The following is a 14,679-nucleotide window of genomic DNA, read 5'->3' on the forward strand; positions in this document are numbered from 1 at the left end:
ACCCCGCCACCGCAATACCCATAGGGCGGGGTTCACCCCGCCGCCCCGCTCACGCCCGCTTCAACCGGATCACCACATCGACCCGCGACACCTGCATCCCCTCGGGCGCGGCCGGCAGGCCCTCGATCCGCAGGTCCTCCGCCGGGGCATCGGTCAGCGTCGCGCTGTCCTCCCAGTAGAAATGCGGGTGATCGTCGATCCGCGTGTCGAAATAGCTCTTCGACCCGTCCACCACGACCTCGTTCATCAACCCCGCCGCGCAGAAGGCGCGCAGCGTGTTGTAGACGGTCGCCAGCGACACTTTTTCGCCTGACTGCTCGGCCAGCGCGTAAAGGCTTTCCGCCGTCACATGCCGGTCCTCGCCATCCCCCACCAGCAGCGCAGCCAGCGCCAGACGCTGCCGCGTGGGGCGCAAGCCCCCCCGTGCCAGCCAATCCGTCCCGCGTGCCTGTTCCGTCAGCGTCATCCCTGGGTCCGTAAAGCGTTCCATCCCTGTCATATACGGTGGGACGGGCCGAAATTACAAATGAAAATAGGAAGCATTCGGCCCGGCACCAGCCCCCGCAGCGGCCTTGCCACTCCTTCCATGCGGGTGCTACAGGGGTTTTGACGAAAAGATGAACCGGGAACCCATCCGCATGGCCGCCTATCCGAACAGCTTCGACCGCGACGCCCTCCTGAAATGCGCCCGCGGGGAACTCTTCGGTCCCGGCAATGCCCAGCTTCCGGCGCCCCCGATGCTGATGATGGACCGCATCACCGAGATTTCGGAAGATGGCGGGTTGCACGGCAAGGGCCATGTCGTGGCGGAGTTCGACATCACCCCCGACCTGTGGTTCTTCGACTGCCATTTCCCCGGCAACCCGATCATGCCCGGCTGCCTCGGCCTCGATGGCCTGTGGCAACTGACCGGCTTCAACCTCGGCTGGCGCGGCTGGCTGGGACGCGGCTACGCGCTCGGCGTGGGCGAGGTCAAACTGACCGGCATGGTCCGCCCCGACCGCAAGATGCTGACCTACAAGGTCGATTTCACCAAGGCCCTGCAAACCCGCCGCCTGACCATGGGCGTGGCCGACGGGATCGTCGAGGCGGATGGCGAGGTGATCTATATCGTCAAGGACATGAAGGTCGCACTTTCAGAGGCGTGACCCCGGTCGCGGTGCGTGCGAGCACGCACCCTACACCCACGTCCCGAAGATCGCTTGTTCGCCTTACCGCAAAGACCCAGGCCCGTAGGGTGCGTGCGCGCACGCACCACCCCACAGAACCAACCAAGCCCGAAGGATGCGTGAAAGCACGCATCCTGACCCCACTTCGCCGGGGTCGGGCAGTCGGCCTCCCCCAACCCCTCATCCCGTAGGGTGCGTGCTCGCACGCAACACCCCCCGAAAAAACCACCAACACCGCAGGATGCCCCCTCACCCCCGATCCCCCTTGAACCCCACCATCCCCGCAAACTCCGGCAACCACCCCTCCCGCCGCACCGTCCAGAGCTCATAGGTCGGCACGAACCGACCAACCTCATCCAACGCGCCCAGATGCACCTCCACCTCGCCGGGGCTGCGCGAAAAGACCGACGAACCGCAGACCGGGCAGAAGCACCGCCCGCGATACTCCGCCACCTCCCCCGTCACCACCACCCGCCCCTCCGCATAAACCGCCGAGGCATGGAACACCGCCCCATGATGCTTGCGGCAGTCCAGGCAATGGCAGACCCCCACCCGCAGCGGCGGCCCTTCCGCCACCACCCGCACCGCCCCGCAGAGACACCCCCCTGTCACAAGGTCCATCAAGCTCCTCCCGCCGCCGCCCGCAGATGGACGACTGCTTCCCCGACTGCGCCAAGGTCCGGCACCTCCAGCAGGAACCGGAACCGCCCGCTGCCCCCCATCGCGGGCGCCGGCGGCAGCGCGCCGCCCTCCGCCTGCGCCACCAACCCCAGCCACAGCCCCGGCCCGCCCCGCGCCCGCATTGCCACCGCGAACTGCGTCCGCGTCCCAAGCGTCACGTAACCCTGCCGCACCCCGACCCGCAGCCCCGGCATCAGCCCCTCCAGCCGTGCCACCAGCGCAGCAAACGCCTCCGCCCCCTCTCTGCCCAGCACGCCCTCCACCGTCGGCCCCGCGGCAGGCGGCCGCAAGGCCCGCACCACCACCTGCGCCGTCACATGGCCCATTCCTTCCGCCTTCAGCCAGCCCACCGCATCGGCAGGGCGCGCGAAAGGCCCCGCCGCCTCCAGCGCCGCGCGCCAGGCCTCCAACCCCCGCCCCGTCTTGGCCTCCAGCCCCCGCAGCACCGCCGCGTCCATCGCCTCCGGATCAAGCGCCATGCCCCACCCCCGCCAGATGCACCACCAGCTTCTTTGCCAGCAGCGACCGCCACCCGAACCCCAGCACCACCCGCGGCAACAGGTTCCCCGCCCCGTCAAATCCCGCATGACGAAGCGTGATCCGCGTGCCCCTTGCCACCGCCTCCAGATCGAAACTCACCACCGTCTCCAGCGGCCCGCCGACCCATGTAAACGCCACACGCTCCGGCGCGCGCAACTCCAGCACCTCGCAGCGCACCACCCCGTCGAACCCCGGCGCGGGCTTCGTGCGAAAGGTGAAGCGATGCCCAATATGCGGCGCAAAGTCATTCGGCATCAGCCACGCCCCAAGCTGCCGACTATCGGTCAGCGCGGCCCAGACCATCTCGCGGGGATAGGCCACCTCGCGCACCACGACGATATCCCGCATTCCCTTTCCCCTATTGCCGCTGCCGGGCCAGATGCGCCTCCAGCGCATCCAGCCGCTCGCCCCAGAAGACCTCGTATTTCGCGATCCACTCCGCCACCCCGCGCAACTCGTCCGCGCGCACGGAATAGAAGGTCCGCCGCCCCTCGGCGCGCTCCTCCACCAGCCCGGCCAGCCGCAGCACCGCCATATGCTGCGACACCGACGGCTGCGCGATGCCCAGAAGCCCCGCCAACTCCCCCACCGTCCGCTCCCCCGCCAACATGTGATCCAGCATCCGCCGCCGATTGGCATCGGCAATGGCGCGGAACGGGTCCTGATCGGGCGAGACTCGGCTCATGGGGCACCTCCGTTTCAAATCATAGGCGATCACCTATGATAATCAACCCCGGACCCAATCCCCTTGCCCCTTTCCCCCCTCTCCCTTAAGGACAACCCAAGGATACAGGATACGGGAGGCTCCATGCGCCGCGTCGTCATCACCGGGATCGGCATCGTCTCGCCCATCGGCAATTCCGCCGCCGAGGTGGAAGCCTCCCTCCGCGCCGGCAAGTCCGGCATCGTCTTCGCCCCCGAATATGCCGAGCGCGGCTTCCGCTCCCAGGTCCACGGCCAGCCCAACATCGTGCTGGAAGACTATATCGACAAGCGCGACCTGCGCTTCATGGGCGATGGCGCGGCCTATAACTTCATCGCCATGGATCAGGCCGTCAAGGATTCCGGCCTGACCGAGGCGGAGATTTCCAACGAACGCACCGGCATCATCGTCGGCTCCGGCGGCCCCTCGACCAAAAGCTTCTTCAAGGCCCATAACATCGTCCGCGAAACCGGCTCGCCCAAACGGATCGGCCCCTTCGGCGTGACCAAGGGCATGTCCTCCACCACCTCCGCCTGCCTTGCCACGCCCTTCAAGATCAAGGGCGTCAACTACTCCATCACCTCCGCCTGCTCCACCTCCGCCCATTGCATCGGCAACGGCGCGGAACTCATCCAATGGGGCAAGCAGGACATCGTCTTCGCCGGCGGCGGCGAGGAACTGGACTGGACGCTGTCCTGCCTCTTCGACGCCATGGGGGCCATGTCCTCGAAATACAACGACGCCCCCGAAACCGCCTCGCGCACCTATGACGCCACCCGCGACGGCTTCGTCATCGCCGGCGGCGGCGGCGTTGTCGTTCTAGAAGAACTCAACCACGCCCTCGCGCGCGGCGCCAAGATCTATGCCGAAGTCACCGGCTACGGCGCCACCTCCGACGGCCATGACATGGTCGCCCCCTCCGGCGAAGGCGGCGAACGCTCCATGCGGCTGGCCCTCTCCACCCTGCCGCAGGGCCGCAAGATCGACTACATCAACTCCCACGGCACCAGCACCCCGGTCGGCGACGTGACCGAGATGGAGGCGATCCGCCGCGTCTTCGGCAAGGGCTCCACGCCCCCCGTCGCCTCGACCAAATCCCTCACCGGCCACTCCCTCGGCGCAACCGGCGTGCATGAGGCGATCTATTCCCTCCTCATGATGAACGGCAATTTCATCGCGGCCTCCGCCAATGTCACCACCCTTGACCCCGCGCTCGACCCTTCCGAAATCGTGACGACGATGCGCGACGGCGTGGCGATCGACTCCGTGCTCTCCAACAGCTTCGGCTTCGGCGGCACCAACGCCACCCTCGTCATGAGCAAGTATCTCGGCTGACCGGCGGACGAACCGGCAACCACGTGTAAAGGGGACAGGGACATGGCTGATCTGATGACCGGCAAGCGCGGCCTCATCATGGGCGTGGCGAACGAACGCTCCATCGCCTGGGGCATCGCCGCCGCGATGGCCCGCGAAGGCGCCGAACTCGCCTTTTCCTATCAGGGAGAGGCCTTCGGCAAACGCGTCGCCCCCCTCGCCGCCTCCGTCGGCTCCGATTTCCTCGTCGATGTGGACGTGACGAATGACGACAGCCTCGATGCCTGCTTCGCCGCGCTGAAGGAGCGTTGGGGAAGGATGGATTTCCTCGTCCACGCCATCGCTTATTCCGACAAGAACGAACTCACCGGCCGCTTCATCAACACGACGCGCGGCAATTTCACCAACTCCCTCGCCATCTCCTGCTACAGCTTCATCGACGTCTCGCGCCGCGCGGCAGAGCTGATGCCCGAAGGCGGCACGCTCCTCACCCTCACCTATGGCGGATCGAACCGCGTCACGCCCAATTACAACGTGATGGGCGTGGCCAAGGCCGCGCTGGAAAGCTCTGTCCGCTATCTCGCCAATGACCTCGGCCCCCAGAAGATCCGCGTCAACGCCGTCTCCCCCGGCCCGATGAAGACGCTGGCCGGGGCCGCCATCGGCGGCGCCCGCGCCACCTACCGCCATACCGAGGCGAATGCCCCCCTGCGCTCCAACGCGACGCTGGAGGCCGTCGGCGGCACCGCCGTCTGGCTGGCCTCCGATTACGGCTGCTTCACCACCGGCGAAGTCGTCCATGTCGATGGCGGCTACCATGTGCTGGGCATGCCCCAGCAGGACAATCTCGGCGGCCCCGCCGACAAGGGGTAACCGGTGGCGGGGTCCACCCCGCCCTACCGCGCCTCCCGTCTGTCGCACGTCACCACCGGCAGGGCCAACCCAACCCCGGCCCGGCCCGCCCCAAGGGATCAGACCACCAGCCCCACCTCGCCCCGGCCAACAAAACCCGACGCATCCCCCGTCACGCGCAGCATCTGCGCCGCCCGCTCCGCCGCCGTCCCGTTGCGGAAGATGCCGTCCCGGTCAAGCCGCACCCCCTCCAGCGCCGCCCGGCTGGCCGCATAGGCCGCATCGGCGGCATAGGCCACGCGACAGGCCTCCTCCGGCAAGGCGAATTGCGAGGTCAGCAGCGCCGCCCCCCCATCCACCGCCGCGGCGGCACTGGCAAAGACCTCGAAATGCAAATGCGGCCAGCGCCCCGGATAGGTCCCCGGCATCACCGTCACCATCCGCACCCGGCCCGCCCCATCGCTGACCGCGACCCCGCGCAGATAGTTCCGGTCCGGCGCGCCATAGATCGAATAGACCCCCGCCGCATCGCATTGCCAGAGATAGACCGCATGTCCCGGCAGCGGCGCACAGCCCCGCGCCACATCCACCAGCCGCAGGTCCAGCCGCAGCGGCACCCCCGCCGCCACCGGCGTCATCCCCCCGATGGAGGCACGGATATCCTCGCGGATCACCCCCGCCTCGGTCAGGATATTCACCACCTGACCCTCCCGCACATTCGTCCCATCGGCGGGGAAAGGCCCCGGCGTTTCGGCAGGCAGGGCCACGCATTGCGCGCCATCCGGCCCGATGCCCGTCACTTCGGCCCCGCCGCGCCCGGCCAGAAAGGCCAGCGCCGCGCCGCCCCCCACCAGCCCGGCCAGCAGCCCCCGCCTACCGATCAGCCGCGGCAGATCTGCCCTCAGCCCCTCGGGCTGATCCGCTTCGTGCTTCCCGTGGTCATCCATGCGCATCCTACCCTCCGCTGCGGTTCGCAGGATATACGCCCGACCCGCCCGCTTCCGACGCCCGATCACGGTAATTTTCCTGGCCACCGCGCGCGGGCGATCCGGTTCAACCTGAAAAAGGGGAGGCTTGGAGCGGGCGGCGGGAATCGAACCCGCGTCTCCTGCTTGGAAGGCAGGGGTCTTACCATTACACAACGCCCGCGTCGTGGCATCTTCTACCCATCCCGCCCGGCCGATGCAACCCGTGTCCGCCCCTGCACCGCCCGCGACAAACACCCCCAAGTGGCGCGCCCCTCACCCGGCCCCCGTCCAGGGCCAAACCGCCAAGCCACACCTTTACGGCGGGGTTCACCCCGCCACGCCCCCCGCCCCCCAAGGTGCCGCAACACTCACCCGGCCCTCATCCCCCATCAAACCGCCAAGCCACCCCCGTAGGGCGGGGTTCACCCCGCCTCCCCCCAAGGTGCCACAACACTCACCCGCCCCCCTCCCAATCAAACCGCCAAGCCACCACCCGAAGGGCGGGGGTCTCCCCGCCACACCCCCGCCCCCCAAGACGGCGCAACATTCACCCGGCACCCCCATCCCAAAACAAACCACCCCGTAGGACGGGGTTCACCCCGCCACCCCTCCGATTCGCGTTAACCTTAACGCCCGGCAAATCCACCGCGCGTGACCACAGTTTGCTGCACAGAAGACGGCACAATATCCGGCACAGCCGAAATCCCCGAAATCCCCGAAATCCCATTGTAAACCCGGCGTTCTCAGGCACTTACGGGTTCGATCAACTCCGGCCCCTCGGCCCGGTTGGAATTCACCCGCACATCCACCCGATGGCAGGTCAACACCCCCTCGGCCGAGGGCTTCATCAGCACCGCCGCCCCATGCCCCGCCTCGCCCAGCCAGAGCGGCCAGTCCCCCCGCTCCAGCACCACCGCCTCGCGGTGATGCAGCCCCGCCATCCCCGGTCCCGCCTCGGTCGAGACGATGGCGACCGTATCCATCTCCCCCCAGCGCTGCCAGATGCCGGCAAAGGCCATGGGCTCGCCATCCATCCGCCTGAAATACCAGGGCAATTTCCGCCCCTCCACCTCCTGCCATTCATAGAAGCCAGAGGCAGGCACGATGCAGCGCCGCGCCCGCACCGCCTCGCGGAAGGCGGGCTTCGTGGCCACCGTATCCGACCGCGCATTGATGATCAGCGGCCCGTCATTCGGGGCCTTGTACCACTGCGGGATGAACCCCCAGCGCATCGCTCGCAGCCGCCGCGCGCCCCCCTCCGAGGTCACCACCGCGACCGGCGTGGTGGGGCAGATATTGAACCGCGGAACGGGCGGCAGATCATTCCCGATCACGGCATCAAACAGCCGCGCAATCGCCTCGTCCGGATGGGTGATGGTAAAACGCCCGCACATCCCCCCATCCTATCCCCGCCAGCCCGAAAGGAAAGGCCGCCCCGGCATCGGGGCGGCCTTTCAGCCATGCCTATTTCCGTGTGATCCGGCCATCCGTAAAGGGCTGATATGGCAGATTTTTCGCAAGGTATTCCGCCGTCACATCGGCCAGATCGGGGCCGAAATCATAGGCATTCGCAGCCGCGCGGAACATGCCATAGCCATCCCCGCCGCCGCGCACATAATTGTTCGACACCACCTTGTATGTGGCCGCCGGGTCGATCGGCACCCAGTCCCCGCCCGCCTGCACCATCACCTCCGACACCCGCGCCCCCGCCGCTGCCGCAGGGTCGAAGCTGTATTTCATCCCCGCCACCTGCGGAAACCGCCCCGCCTCGTCCTCGATCTGGCTCACCCCGTTCTCCAGCGCCGCGACGATCACCTCCCCCGTCACCTCAAAGGTCGAAAGCGTGTTCTGGAAGGGCAGCACCGTCAGCACTTCGCCCATCGTCACCGGCCCCGCGTCGATGCTGGCCCGCAGCCCGCCGCCATTGGTGATGGCGATGGTAACCCCTTGATCCGCAACGCGATCCAGCATCGCCTCGGCCACAAGGTTCCCCATCGCGCATTCCCCGGCGCGGCAGGTCTCACGCGCCCCGTCGATGGGCGCCGCCGCCTCGGCCACGACCCGCGTCTTCAATTCCTCGATCGGCCCCGCCAGTTCCTTGATCCGCGCCTCCAGCGCCGGGTCCGGCAGGACCGAGGCATCCAGCAGGATCGTATCCCCGCCCGCATAGATCAGCCTGCCCGCATCATCGAAAGTCAGTTCCAGATGCCCGACATATTTCGAATAGGCATAGGCCTGCACCACCGGCACAAGGTCATTCTCCCCCCGCGTCACCCAGGTCGGATAGGGCCCGTCCCGCTCGGGGTCGCTGGCCGACAGGAAACTATGTGAATGGCCGCCCACCACCGCGTCGATCCCCGGCACCGCCGCCGCGATCTCCAGGTCCCGGTGCAGCCCGACATGGGTCAGCGCCAGGATCTTCGTCACCCCTTCCGCCTCCAGCGCCGCGACATCCGCCTTCAGGCTTTCGATATCATCCTGAAAGATCACGCTTTCTCCGGGGCTCGATGTTTCCGGCGTGTCCATCGCCAGGGCCGAGACGATGCCGATCCGCTCCCCCCCGACCTCCAGAACGACATGGTTCTGCACCCGCCCGGCCAGCACATTGGACTGGCTCACGTCGATATTCCCCGACAGGACGGGAAAGGTCACCTTGTCCAGAAAGGCGGCAAAGCCCTCCGGCCCGTCGTCGAATTCGTGATTGCCCACCGCCATCGCGTCAAAGCCGATGGCCTCCATCATCTCGGCCTCCACCGCCCCCTTATAGGTGGTGTACATCAGGCTCCCCTGGAACTGGTCCCCCGCATCCAGGACGATCACGTTCTCGCCCGCCGCCACCAGCCCGTCGCGAAGCTCGCGGATTTTCGTGGCCAGCCGCGCCGCCCCGCCGAAACAGGCATTCTCCGCCGCATCCTCGGCCGAACAGGTGGAATCCGATCCGCTGATCGCCTCGATCCGGCTGTGGAAGTCGTTGATATGCAATACATGCAGGCTGTACTCCGCCGCCGCCTGCCCCGCCGACAGCGCCAGAATGGCCGAGGTGGAAAGGAAAATGCCCCGCATCGCAGATGCTCCTCTTCTGATGGAATGCTGCCAGCCTGCCCTCGCGTCAGCCGCCCTGTCAAACCTGACCCGACGGCACCCCGTTCCCGCCGCGCGACAACACGCCCACCCGCCCGAAATCCGCGCACCATTGACCGCAAACCCGGCGCGGTGCATGAACCGGCCATGCTGATCTACAAGATCTTCCGCCGCCCCGAATGGGATGCCTTCCGCGCCGCAGGTGAGACCACCGGCGCCCCCATCGACGTGACCGACGGCTTCATCCATTTCTCCACCGCCGCACAGGTCGCCGAAACGGCCGCCCGTCACTTCGGCACCGAAAGCGACCTCGTCCTCGTCGCCTTCAATGCCGAAACGCTCGGCCCCGCCCTGAAATGGGAAGCCTCGCGCGGCGGCGCGCTCTTCCCCCATCTCTACCGCAAGCTCAAGCTGTCCGAAGTGATCTGGGACAAGTCCCTCCCCCTCGGCGCAACCGGCCATATTTTCCCCGAAGGCGTCTGGTGACCCTGGTCGAGCGCGCCGCCCTCGGCCTTCTCCACCGCCTCGATCCCGAGGTGGCCCATGGGCTGTCGATCAAGGCGCTGCAATCCGGCCTCGCCCCCCTTCCCGGCCCGGTCACCTCGCCCCGCCTCGCCACCCGGCTGGCCGGTCTCGATCTGCCCAATCCCGTGGGCCTCGCCGCAGGCTATGACAAGAACGCCACCGCCACCGCGCCCCTCACCCGCGCCGGTTTCGGCTTTGTCGAGGTCGGCGCCGCCACCCCCCGCCCGCAGCAAGGCAATCCCAAGCCCCGCCTCTTCCGCCTGACCGAGGACCGCGCCGCCATCAACCGCTTCGGCTTCAACAATGACGGGATGGAGGCCATCGCCACCCGCCTCGCCGCCCGCCAGCGCGGCCCCGTCCCCGTCGGCCTCAATCTCGGCGCCAACAAGGACAGCGCCGACCGCGCCGCCGATTTCGCCACCGTGCTGCGCCGCTGCGGCCCGCATGTGGACTTCGCCACCGTCAACGTCTCCTCGCCCAACACCGAAAAACTCCGCGATCTGCAAGGCCGCGCCGCCCTCGCCGCCCTCCTTGCGGGGGTGATGGAAACCCGCGCCGCCCTCGCCACACCCATCCCCGTCTTCCTCAAGATCGCCCCCGACCTGACCGAAACCGATCTTGCGGAAATCGCTGACGTCGCCCTCGCCGCAGGCATTTCCGGCATCATCGCCACCAACACCACCCTCTCGCGCGATGGCCTGCGCAGCCCGCATCGCGCCGAAACCGGCGGCCTCTCCGGCGCGCCGCTCTTCGAGAAATCCACCCGCACCCTCGCCCGCCTTTCGCAACTCACCGAAGGCAAGCTTCCCCTCATCGGCGTGGGTGGCATCGCCACGCCCGAACAGGCCTGGGAAAAGATCCGCGCCGGGGCGACCGCCGTGCAAATCTACACCGCCATGGTTTATGAAGGCCTCTCCCTCATCCCCCGCATCGCCCAAGGCCTCGACGCGCTGGCCGCCCGGAACGGCTTCGCCCGCGTCACCGATGCCACTGGCACCGGCCGCGACCGCTGGCTCTGACCCTGCCCTTCATCTTGGCGGAAAATACTCTGCGGGGGTGAGCCGCCAAAGGCGGCGAGGGGGCGCAAAGCCCCCTTGCAACGCCACCGGCAAGGCGCGCGATCAGGCCCTCAGAACGCCTTGAAGGTCATCGTCGTCAGCGTCCGCACGATCCCCGGAATGTCGAACAGCCGGGACGACAGATACTGCCCCACATCCTCCTCCTCCGGGATATAGACCTTTGCGATCAGGTCATATTCGCCGCTGGTGGAATAAAGCTCGCTCACCACCTCGCGGTCATAGATGGCCGTGGCCACCTCATAGGTCTTGCCGGGGGTGCAGCGGAACTGGACGAAAACGCAGCGCATCTTGGGCCTCCTGATCTTGCGCAGAGCCTATCCAACCCGCCCGCCGGAAACAATTTTCTTCGAAGAAAATTGCAAATTCCTTCGAAAGAACTTGTTCACTCCTCGCCGCTCAGCGCCAGCGCCGCAGGCCCCTTGCGCAGATCGGCCACCGACAGCGCCCCCTGCGGCCGCGCCAGACGATAGCGCGTCACCCAGAACAGCCGGTGCGAGGCCCGGGTGATCGCCACATAGGCCAGCCGCTTCCACAAGGGCACCCCCGCCTCGCTCCGCCCCGCCTGGGCTGCGGCATAGATATCCGGCGCAAAGACCTGCACATCCTCCCACTGGCTGCCTTGCGCCTTGTGGATCGTCACCGCCGCCCCATGCAGGAAGGCCGCGCCCATCGTGGCGGCCGAGGGGATGAAGGGCTCCTCCTCCTCCGGCTTCTCGATCTTGATGATCGAGGCCGCCGAAACCTGCGGCTCCTCCGCCCCCACCACATGCAGCTTGGCGAAACCGGGCTTGGACCCCGGGCCCAGATAGATCACCTGCGCCCCCTTGATCAGCCCCCGCGCCTCCAGGTCGATCCGCTTCTTGCGATGCTTCAGCGGCAGTTCGATCCCGTCGCAGATCAGCGGCTCCCCCGGCAAAAGCTCATCCTCCGGCGCGCCGAACGCCCCCCGGAAGGCATGGATCAGCCGGATGCGCGTCGCATTCCGCCAGACCAGCACGGGGGATCGCGCCATCATGTCGGCATCCACCCGCTCCGCCATCACCACCCGGTCATCGGCCCGCGCGGCATCCTCCACCATCCGCTCGAACTGCTCGAACCGCAGCCCCTCATCGCCCAAGGCATGGGCCAGATCGAGGATCGGGCTGTCCTCCGCCTGCCGATGGATGCGGTTCAGCACCAGCCGCCGCGTCGCCGGCAGCCGGTCGAAGACCATCTCCCCCGACAGCCCGACCGGGGCCAATTGCGCCGGATCGCCAAACAGGACCAGCGTCGGAAAGATCTCGCGCAAATCCTCCAACTGCCGTTCATCCAGCATCGAGGATTCGTCGATGAACCCCACATCCAGCGGCTCTTCCCGCCGCTTCCATCCCTTGATGAAGTCCGAACCCTTCAACCCCGCCGCCGCCAGCGCGCCGGGAACCGAGGCCACCTGTTGATAAAAGGCAAAGGCCCGCTCCAGCGCGAGGTCCGTCATCCCCTCCACCACCGGCCGCTCGCCCTGCCCGGTCAGCCATTCGGCGATGCGCTCATATTCCGGGTCATAGACGGGGGTATAAAGGATGCGATGGATCGTCGTCGCAGGCACCCCGCGCAGGCGCAGCACGCTCGCCGCCTTGTTCGTCGGGGCAAGGATGGCCAGCGTCCGGCGATCCTTCCGCCGCCGCCCCTCATAATCGCCGGAAATCACCTCCACCCCCGCCGATACCAGCGCCTTGGTCAGCCCGGCCAGCAGCATCGTCTTGCCCGATCCGGCCTTGCCCACCACCGCCAGAACCGAGGGCTTCCCCTCCGCGCGCGGCGTCAATTCCCCCGCCGTCAGGTCGATTCCATTGGCGAAAAGCTCCGCCGCCACACGGTCGAAGGCTTCGGCCTGGTCATCGGACAGGGTCACGGGAACGGTCATGCGCGCGACCATAAGGGCGCGCCGGAAAAGATGCGAGGGGCCATCGCCCCGTTCGGACCGATCCCCTTCCCCGCTCAATGCACCGGGGTCATCCCGCCGCTATCCTCGGGCGGGTCATCCTCCGCCGCCTCGCCGATCTCCTGCTGCGCCACAAGCAGCGTCTCCGCCGCCTTCCGCGCCAGCCGGGGCAGTCCGTTGCGCTCGGCGTAATCCGCCAGATCCTGCAACACCTCGATCACCCAGTCATGCCCCATGGGGGAAACCCGCACCCTTGACGCCCCGCGCCCAAGGATAGCACCCCCCCGCCCGCACCATTATCCGAAGGCTGCGCGACACAGCGTTTCCCGCGCCGAAACGCCTGCCGCCCCCCGTCCCGCGCCCCCCGCAAGGCGGGCACCGGCCGCGCAACGCAAAGGGGCGCGCCCGGCCCTCGCCCGACGCGCCCCTCGCAAGACCCTGCGCCGGTGGATCACAATCCCCGCGACGCCTCCAGCGTATCCTCAAAGGTCCGCAGCCCCGGCCGCGGCGCCTGCACCAGCACCGCCATATTGCCCGGAAGATGCTGGTTCTTCAGCATCTTCATATGGGCCTGCGGAATCTCGGCCCAGGGAAAGACCTCCGACATGCAAGGGTCCAGCCGCCGCTCCACCATAAGCTTGTTGGCGGCACTCGCCTGCTTCAGATGCGCGAAATGGCTGCCCTGCAACCGCTTCTGATGCATCCACATGTAGCGCACGTCAAAGGTGCAGTTGAACCCGGTCGTTCCGGCACAGATCACCACCATGCCGCCCTTCTTGCAGACCAGCGACGACACCGGGAAGGTCGCCTCGCCCGGATGCTCGAACACCATGTCCACATTCACGCCCTTGCCGGTGATGTCCCAGATCGCCTTGCCAAAGCGCCGCGCCTCTTTCAGCCAGTCATTGTATTCCGGGCTGTTGACCTTGGGCAGTTGCCCCCAGCATTTGAAGTCATTGCGGTTGATCACGCCCTTCGCGCCCAGCCCCATCACGAAGTCGCGCTTGCTCTCGTCGGAAATCACCCCGATCGCATTCGCCCCCGCCGTGTTGATCAACTGGATCGCATAGGACCCAAGGCCCCCCGAAGCACCCCAGACCAGCACGTTCTGACCGGGCTTCAGGTCATGCGGATGATGCCCGAACAGCATCCGGTAGGCCGTGGCCAGCGTCAGCGTATAGCAAGCGCTTTCCTCCCAGGTCAGGTGCTTGGGCCGCGGCATCAACTGCTGCGCCTGCACCCGCGTGAACTGGCAGAAAGACCCGTCATGCGTCTCATATCCCCAGATGCGCTGCGTGGGCGAGAACATCGGATCGCCGCCGTTGCACTCCTCGTCATCGCCATCATCCTGGTTGCAATGGATCACGACCTCATCGCCCACCTTCCAGCGCGTGACCTTGTCGCCCACCGCCCAGACGATGCCCGCCGCATCCGATCCCAGCACCGCATAGGGCTGCTTGTGGCCGTCAAAGACGCTGACAGGCTCGCCCAGACAGGCCCAGACGCCGTTGTAATTCACCCCCGCCGCCATCACGAGGACAAGCACCTCATGGCTGTCGATCTTCCAGGTATCGACCACCTCAAGCTGCATCGCCGTATCCGGCTTCCCGTGCCGTTCCCGCCGGATCACCCAGCCATACATCTGCTTCGGCACATGGCCGAGGGGCGGCATCTCGCCGATCTCATAGAGGTCCTTCTTCGGTGCGTCATAGGCGACGACGTGCTGCTGCGTGTCCAAAGCCATCCTCCGGCCTCCCTGATAACCCGATGCCGCGCCGCAGAATCGGCGCCCTTGGGTCACTGATAGAGGATGGCCGCGCAACTTTGCAATAGAGGGGGTGGAATT

General features: G+C 67.1%; 17 protein-coding genes and 1 tRNA gene. 5 read left to right on the forward strand and 13 right to left on the reverse strand.

Annotation, left to right across the window (positions count from 1 at the left end):
- Positions 1-49: 49 nt before the first annotated feature.
- On the reverse strand, positions 50-466 hold the full coding sequence (gene irrA, locus C0V75_RS12155) for an iron response transcriptional regulator IrrA (RefSeq protein WP_254216453.1): 417 nt from the start codon (positions 464-466) through the stop codon (positions 50-52).
- Between the two features lie 172 nt (positions 467-638).
- On the opposite strand from irrA, the gene fabA reads away from it, so the two are divergent.
- The gene (fabA, locus tag C0V75_RS12160) at positions 639-1,148 is read left to right on the forward strand and encodes a bifunctional 3-hydroxydecanoyl-ACP dehydratase/trans-2-decenoyl-ACP isomerase (RefSeq protein ID WP_101921317.1); all 510 of its coding nucleotides are present in this window, start codon (positions 639-641) and stop codon (positions 1,146-1,148) included.
- 270 nt (positions 1,149-1,418) lie between these two features.
- On the opposite strand, the gene C0V75_RS12165 is transcribed toward fabA, so the two are convergent.
- From C0V75_RS12165 to C0V75_RS12180, 4 genes are read right to left on the reverse strand one after another with little or no spacing between them, the layout of a single operon-like run.
- A complete protein-coding gene (locus tag C0V75_RS12165) occupies positions 1,419-1,790 on the reverse strand; it encodes a GFA family protein (RefSeq protein WP_101921183.1) in 372 nt (123 codons plus the stop codon).
- Positions 1,790-2,329, reverse strand: a complete 540-nt coding sequence (locus tag C0V75_RS24095) for a DUF4287 domain-containing protein (RefSeq protein WP_158241836.1) — start codon at positions 2,327-2,329, stop codon at positions 1,790-1,792. The genes C0V75_RS12165 and C0V75_RS24095 overlap by 1 nt, the downstream gene beginning before the upstream one ends.
- Positions 2,319-2,738 (reverse strand): SRPBCC domain-containing protein, encoded by a 420-nt coding sequence (locus C0V75_RS12175; RefSeq protein WP_158241837.1) that lies wholly within the window; start codon positions 2,736-2,738, stop codon positions 2,319-2,321. Before C0V75_RS12175 ends, C0V75_RS24095 begins: the two co-directional genes overlap by 11 nt.
- A 10-nt stretch (positions 2,739-2,748) precedes the next feature.
- Positions 2,749-3,075: a helix-turn-helix transcriptional regulator gene (locus C0V75_RS12180; RefSeq protein WP_101921186.1), complete on the reverse strand. Its 327-nt coding sequence runs from the start codon at positions 3,073-3,075 to the stop codon at positions 2,749-2,751.
- A 123-nt stretch (positions 3,076-3,198) separates the two neighbouring features.
- On the opposite strand from C0V75_RS12180, the gene fabB reads away from it, so the two are divergent.
- Complete coding sequence (fabB, locus tag C0V75_RS12185; RefSeq protein WP_101921187.1) at positions 3,199-4,428, forward strand: beta-ketoacyl-ACP synthase I; 1,230 nt, start codon at positions 3,199-3,201, stop codon at positions 4,426-4,428.
- A 42-nt stretch (positions 4,429-4,470) separates the two neighbouring features.
- Positions 4,471-5,280 (forward strand): enoyl-ACP reductase, encoded by an 810-nt coding sequence (locus tag C0V75_RS12190; RefSeq protein ID WP_101921188.1) that lies wholly within the window; start codon positions 4,471-4,473, stop codon positions 5,278-5,280.
- A 98-nt stretch (positions 5,281-5,378) separates the two neighbouring features.
- Here the strand turns inward: C0V75_RS12190 and C0V75_RS12195 are convergent, their stop codons facing one another.
- From C0V75_RS12195 to C0V75_RS12210, 4 genes are all read right to left on the reverse strand, one after another.
- The gene (locus C0V75_RS12195) at positions 5,379-6,206 is read right to left on the reverse strand and encodes a hypothetical protein (protein WP_216821447.1); all 828 of its coding nucleotides are present in this window, start codon (positions 6,204-6,206) and stop codon (positions 5,379-5,381) included.
- Positions 6,207-6,334: 128 nt separating this feature from the next.
- A tRNA-Gly gene (locus C0V75_RS12200) sits at positions 6,335-6,408 on the reverse strand.
- Between the two features lie 562 nt (positions 6,409-6,970).
- On the reverse strand, positions 6,971-7,621 hold the full coding sequence (locus C0V75_RS12205) for an SOS response-associated peptidase (RefSeq protein WP_101921190.1): 651 nt from the start codon (positions 7,619-7,621) through the stop codon (positions 6,971-6,973).
- 70 nt (positions 7,622-7,691) lie between these two features.
- Positions 7,692-9,290, reverse strand: coding sequence for a bifunctional UDP-sugar hydrolase/5'-nucleotidase (locus C0V75_RS12210; RefSeq protein WP_101921191.1), 1,599 nt, complete (start codon positions 9,288-9,290; stop codon positions 7,692-7,694).
- A 165-nt stretch (positions 9,291-9,455) separates the two neighbouring features.
- Here C0V75_RS12210 and C0V75_RS12215 point away from each other — a divergent pair, with 165 nt between their 5' ends.
- Positions 9,456-9,794 (forward strand): DUF952 domain-containing protein, encoded by a 339-nt coding sequence (locus C0V75_RS12215; RefSeq protein ID WP_101921192.1) that lies wholly within the window; start codon positions 9,456-9,458, stop codon positions 9,792-9,794.
- On the forward strand, positions 9,791-10,852 hold the full coding sequence (locus C0V75_RS12220) for a quinone-dependent dihydroorotate dehydrogenase (RefSeq protein ID WP_101921193.1): 1,062 nt from the start codon (positions 9,791-9,793) through the stop codon (positions 10,850-10,852). The genes C0V75_RS12215 and C0V75_RS12220 overlap by 4 nt, the downstream gene beginning before the upstream one ends.
- Positions 10,853-10,962: 110 nt before the next feature.
- Here the strand turns inward: C0V75_RS12220 and C0V75_RS12225 are convergent, their stop codons facing one another.
- From C0V75_RS12225 to ccrA, 4 genes are all read right to left on the reverse strand, one after another.
- The gene (locus tag C0V75_RS12225; protein ID WP_101921194.1) at positions 10,963-11,199 is read right to left on the reverse strand and encodes an Lrp/AsnC family transcriptional regulator; all 237 of its coding nucleotides are present in this window, start codon (positions 11,197-11,199) and stop codon (positions 10,963-10,965) included.
- Between the two features lie 95 nt (positions 11,200-11,294).
- Positions 11,295-12,827 (reverse strand): ATP-dependent RecD-like DNA helicase, encoded by a 1,533-nt coding sequence (locus tag C0V75_RS12230; RefSeq protein WP_371410681.1) that lies wholly within the window; start codon positions 12,825-12,827, stop codon positions 11,295-11,297.
- A gap of 62 nt (positions 12,828-12,889) precedes the next feature.
- Positions 12,890-13,084 carry a hypothetical protein gene (locus C0V75_RS12235; RefSeq protein ID WP_254216454.1) on the reverse strand — a complete coding sequence of 65 codons (195 nt, stop codon included), beginning with the start codon at positions 13,082-13,084 and terminating at the stop codon, positions 12,890-12,892.
- Positions 13,085-13,284: 200 nt separating this feature from the next.
- Complete coding sequence (gene ccrA, locus C0V75_RS12240) at positions 13,285-14,577, reverse strand: crotonyl-CoA carboxylase/reductase (RefSeq protein WP_101921196.1); 1,293 nt, start codon at positions 14,575-14,577, stop codon at positions 13,285-13,287.
- Between the last annotated feature and the right edge of the window lie 102 nt (positions 14,578-14,679).

It is taken from the genome of Tabrizicola sp. TH137 (assembly GCF_002855575.1).
Lineage (GTDB): Bacteria > Pseudomonadota > Alphaproteobacteria > Rhodobacterales > Rhodobacteraceae > Paragemmobacter.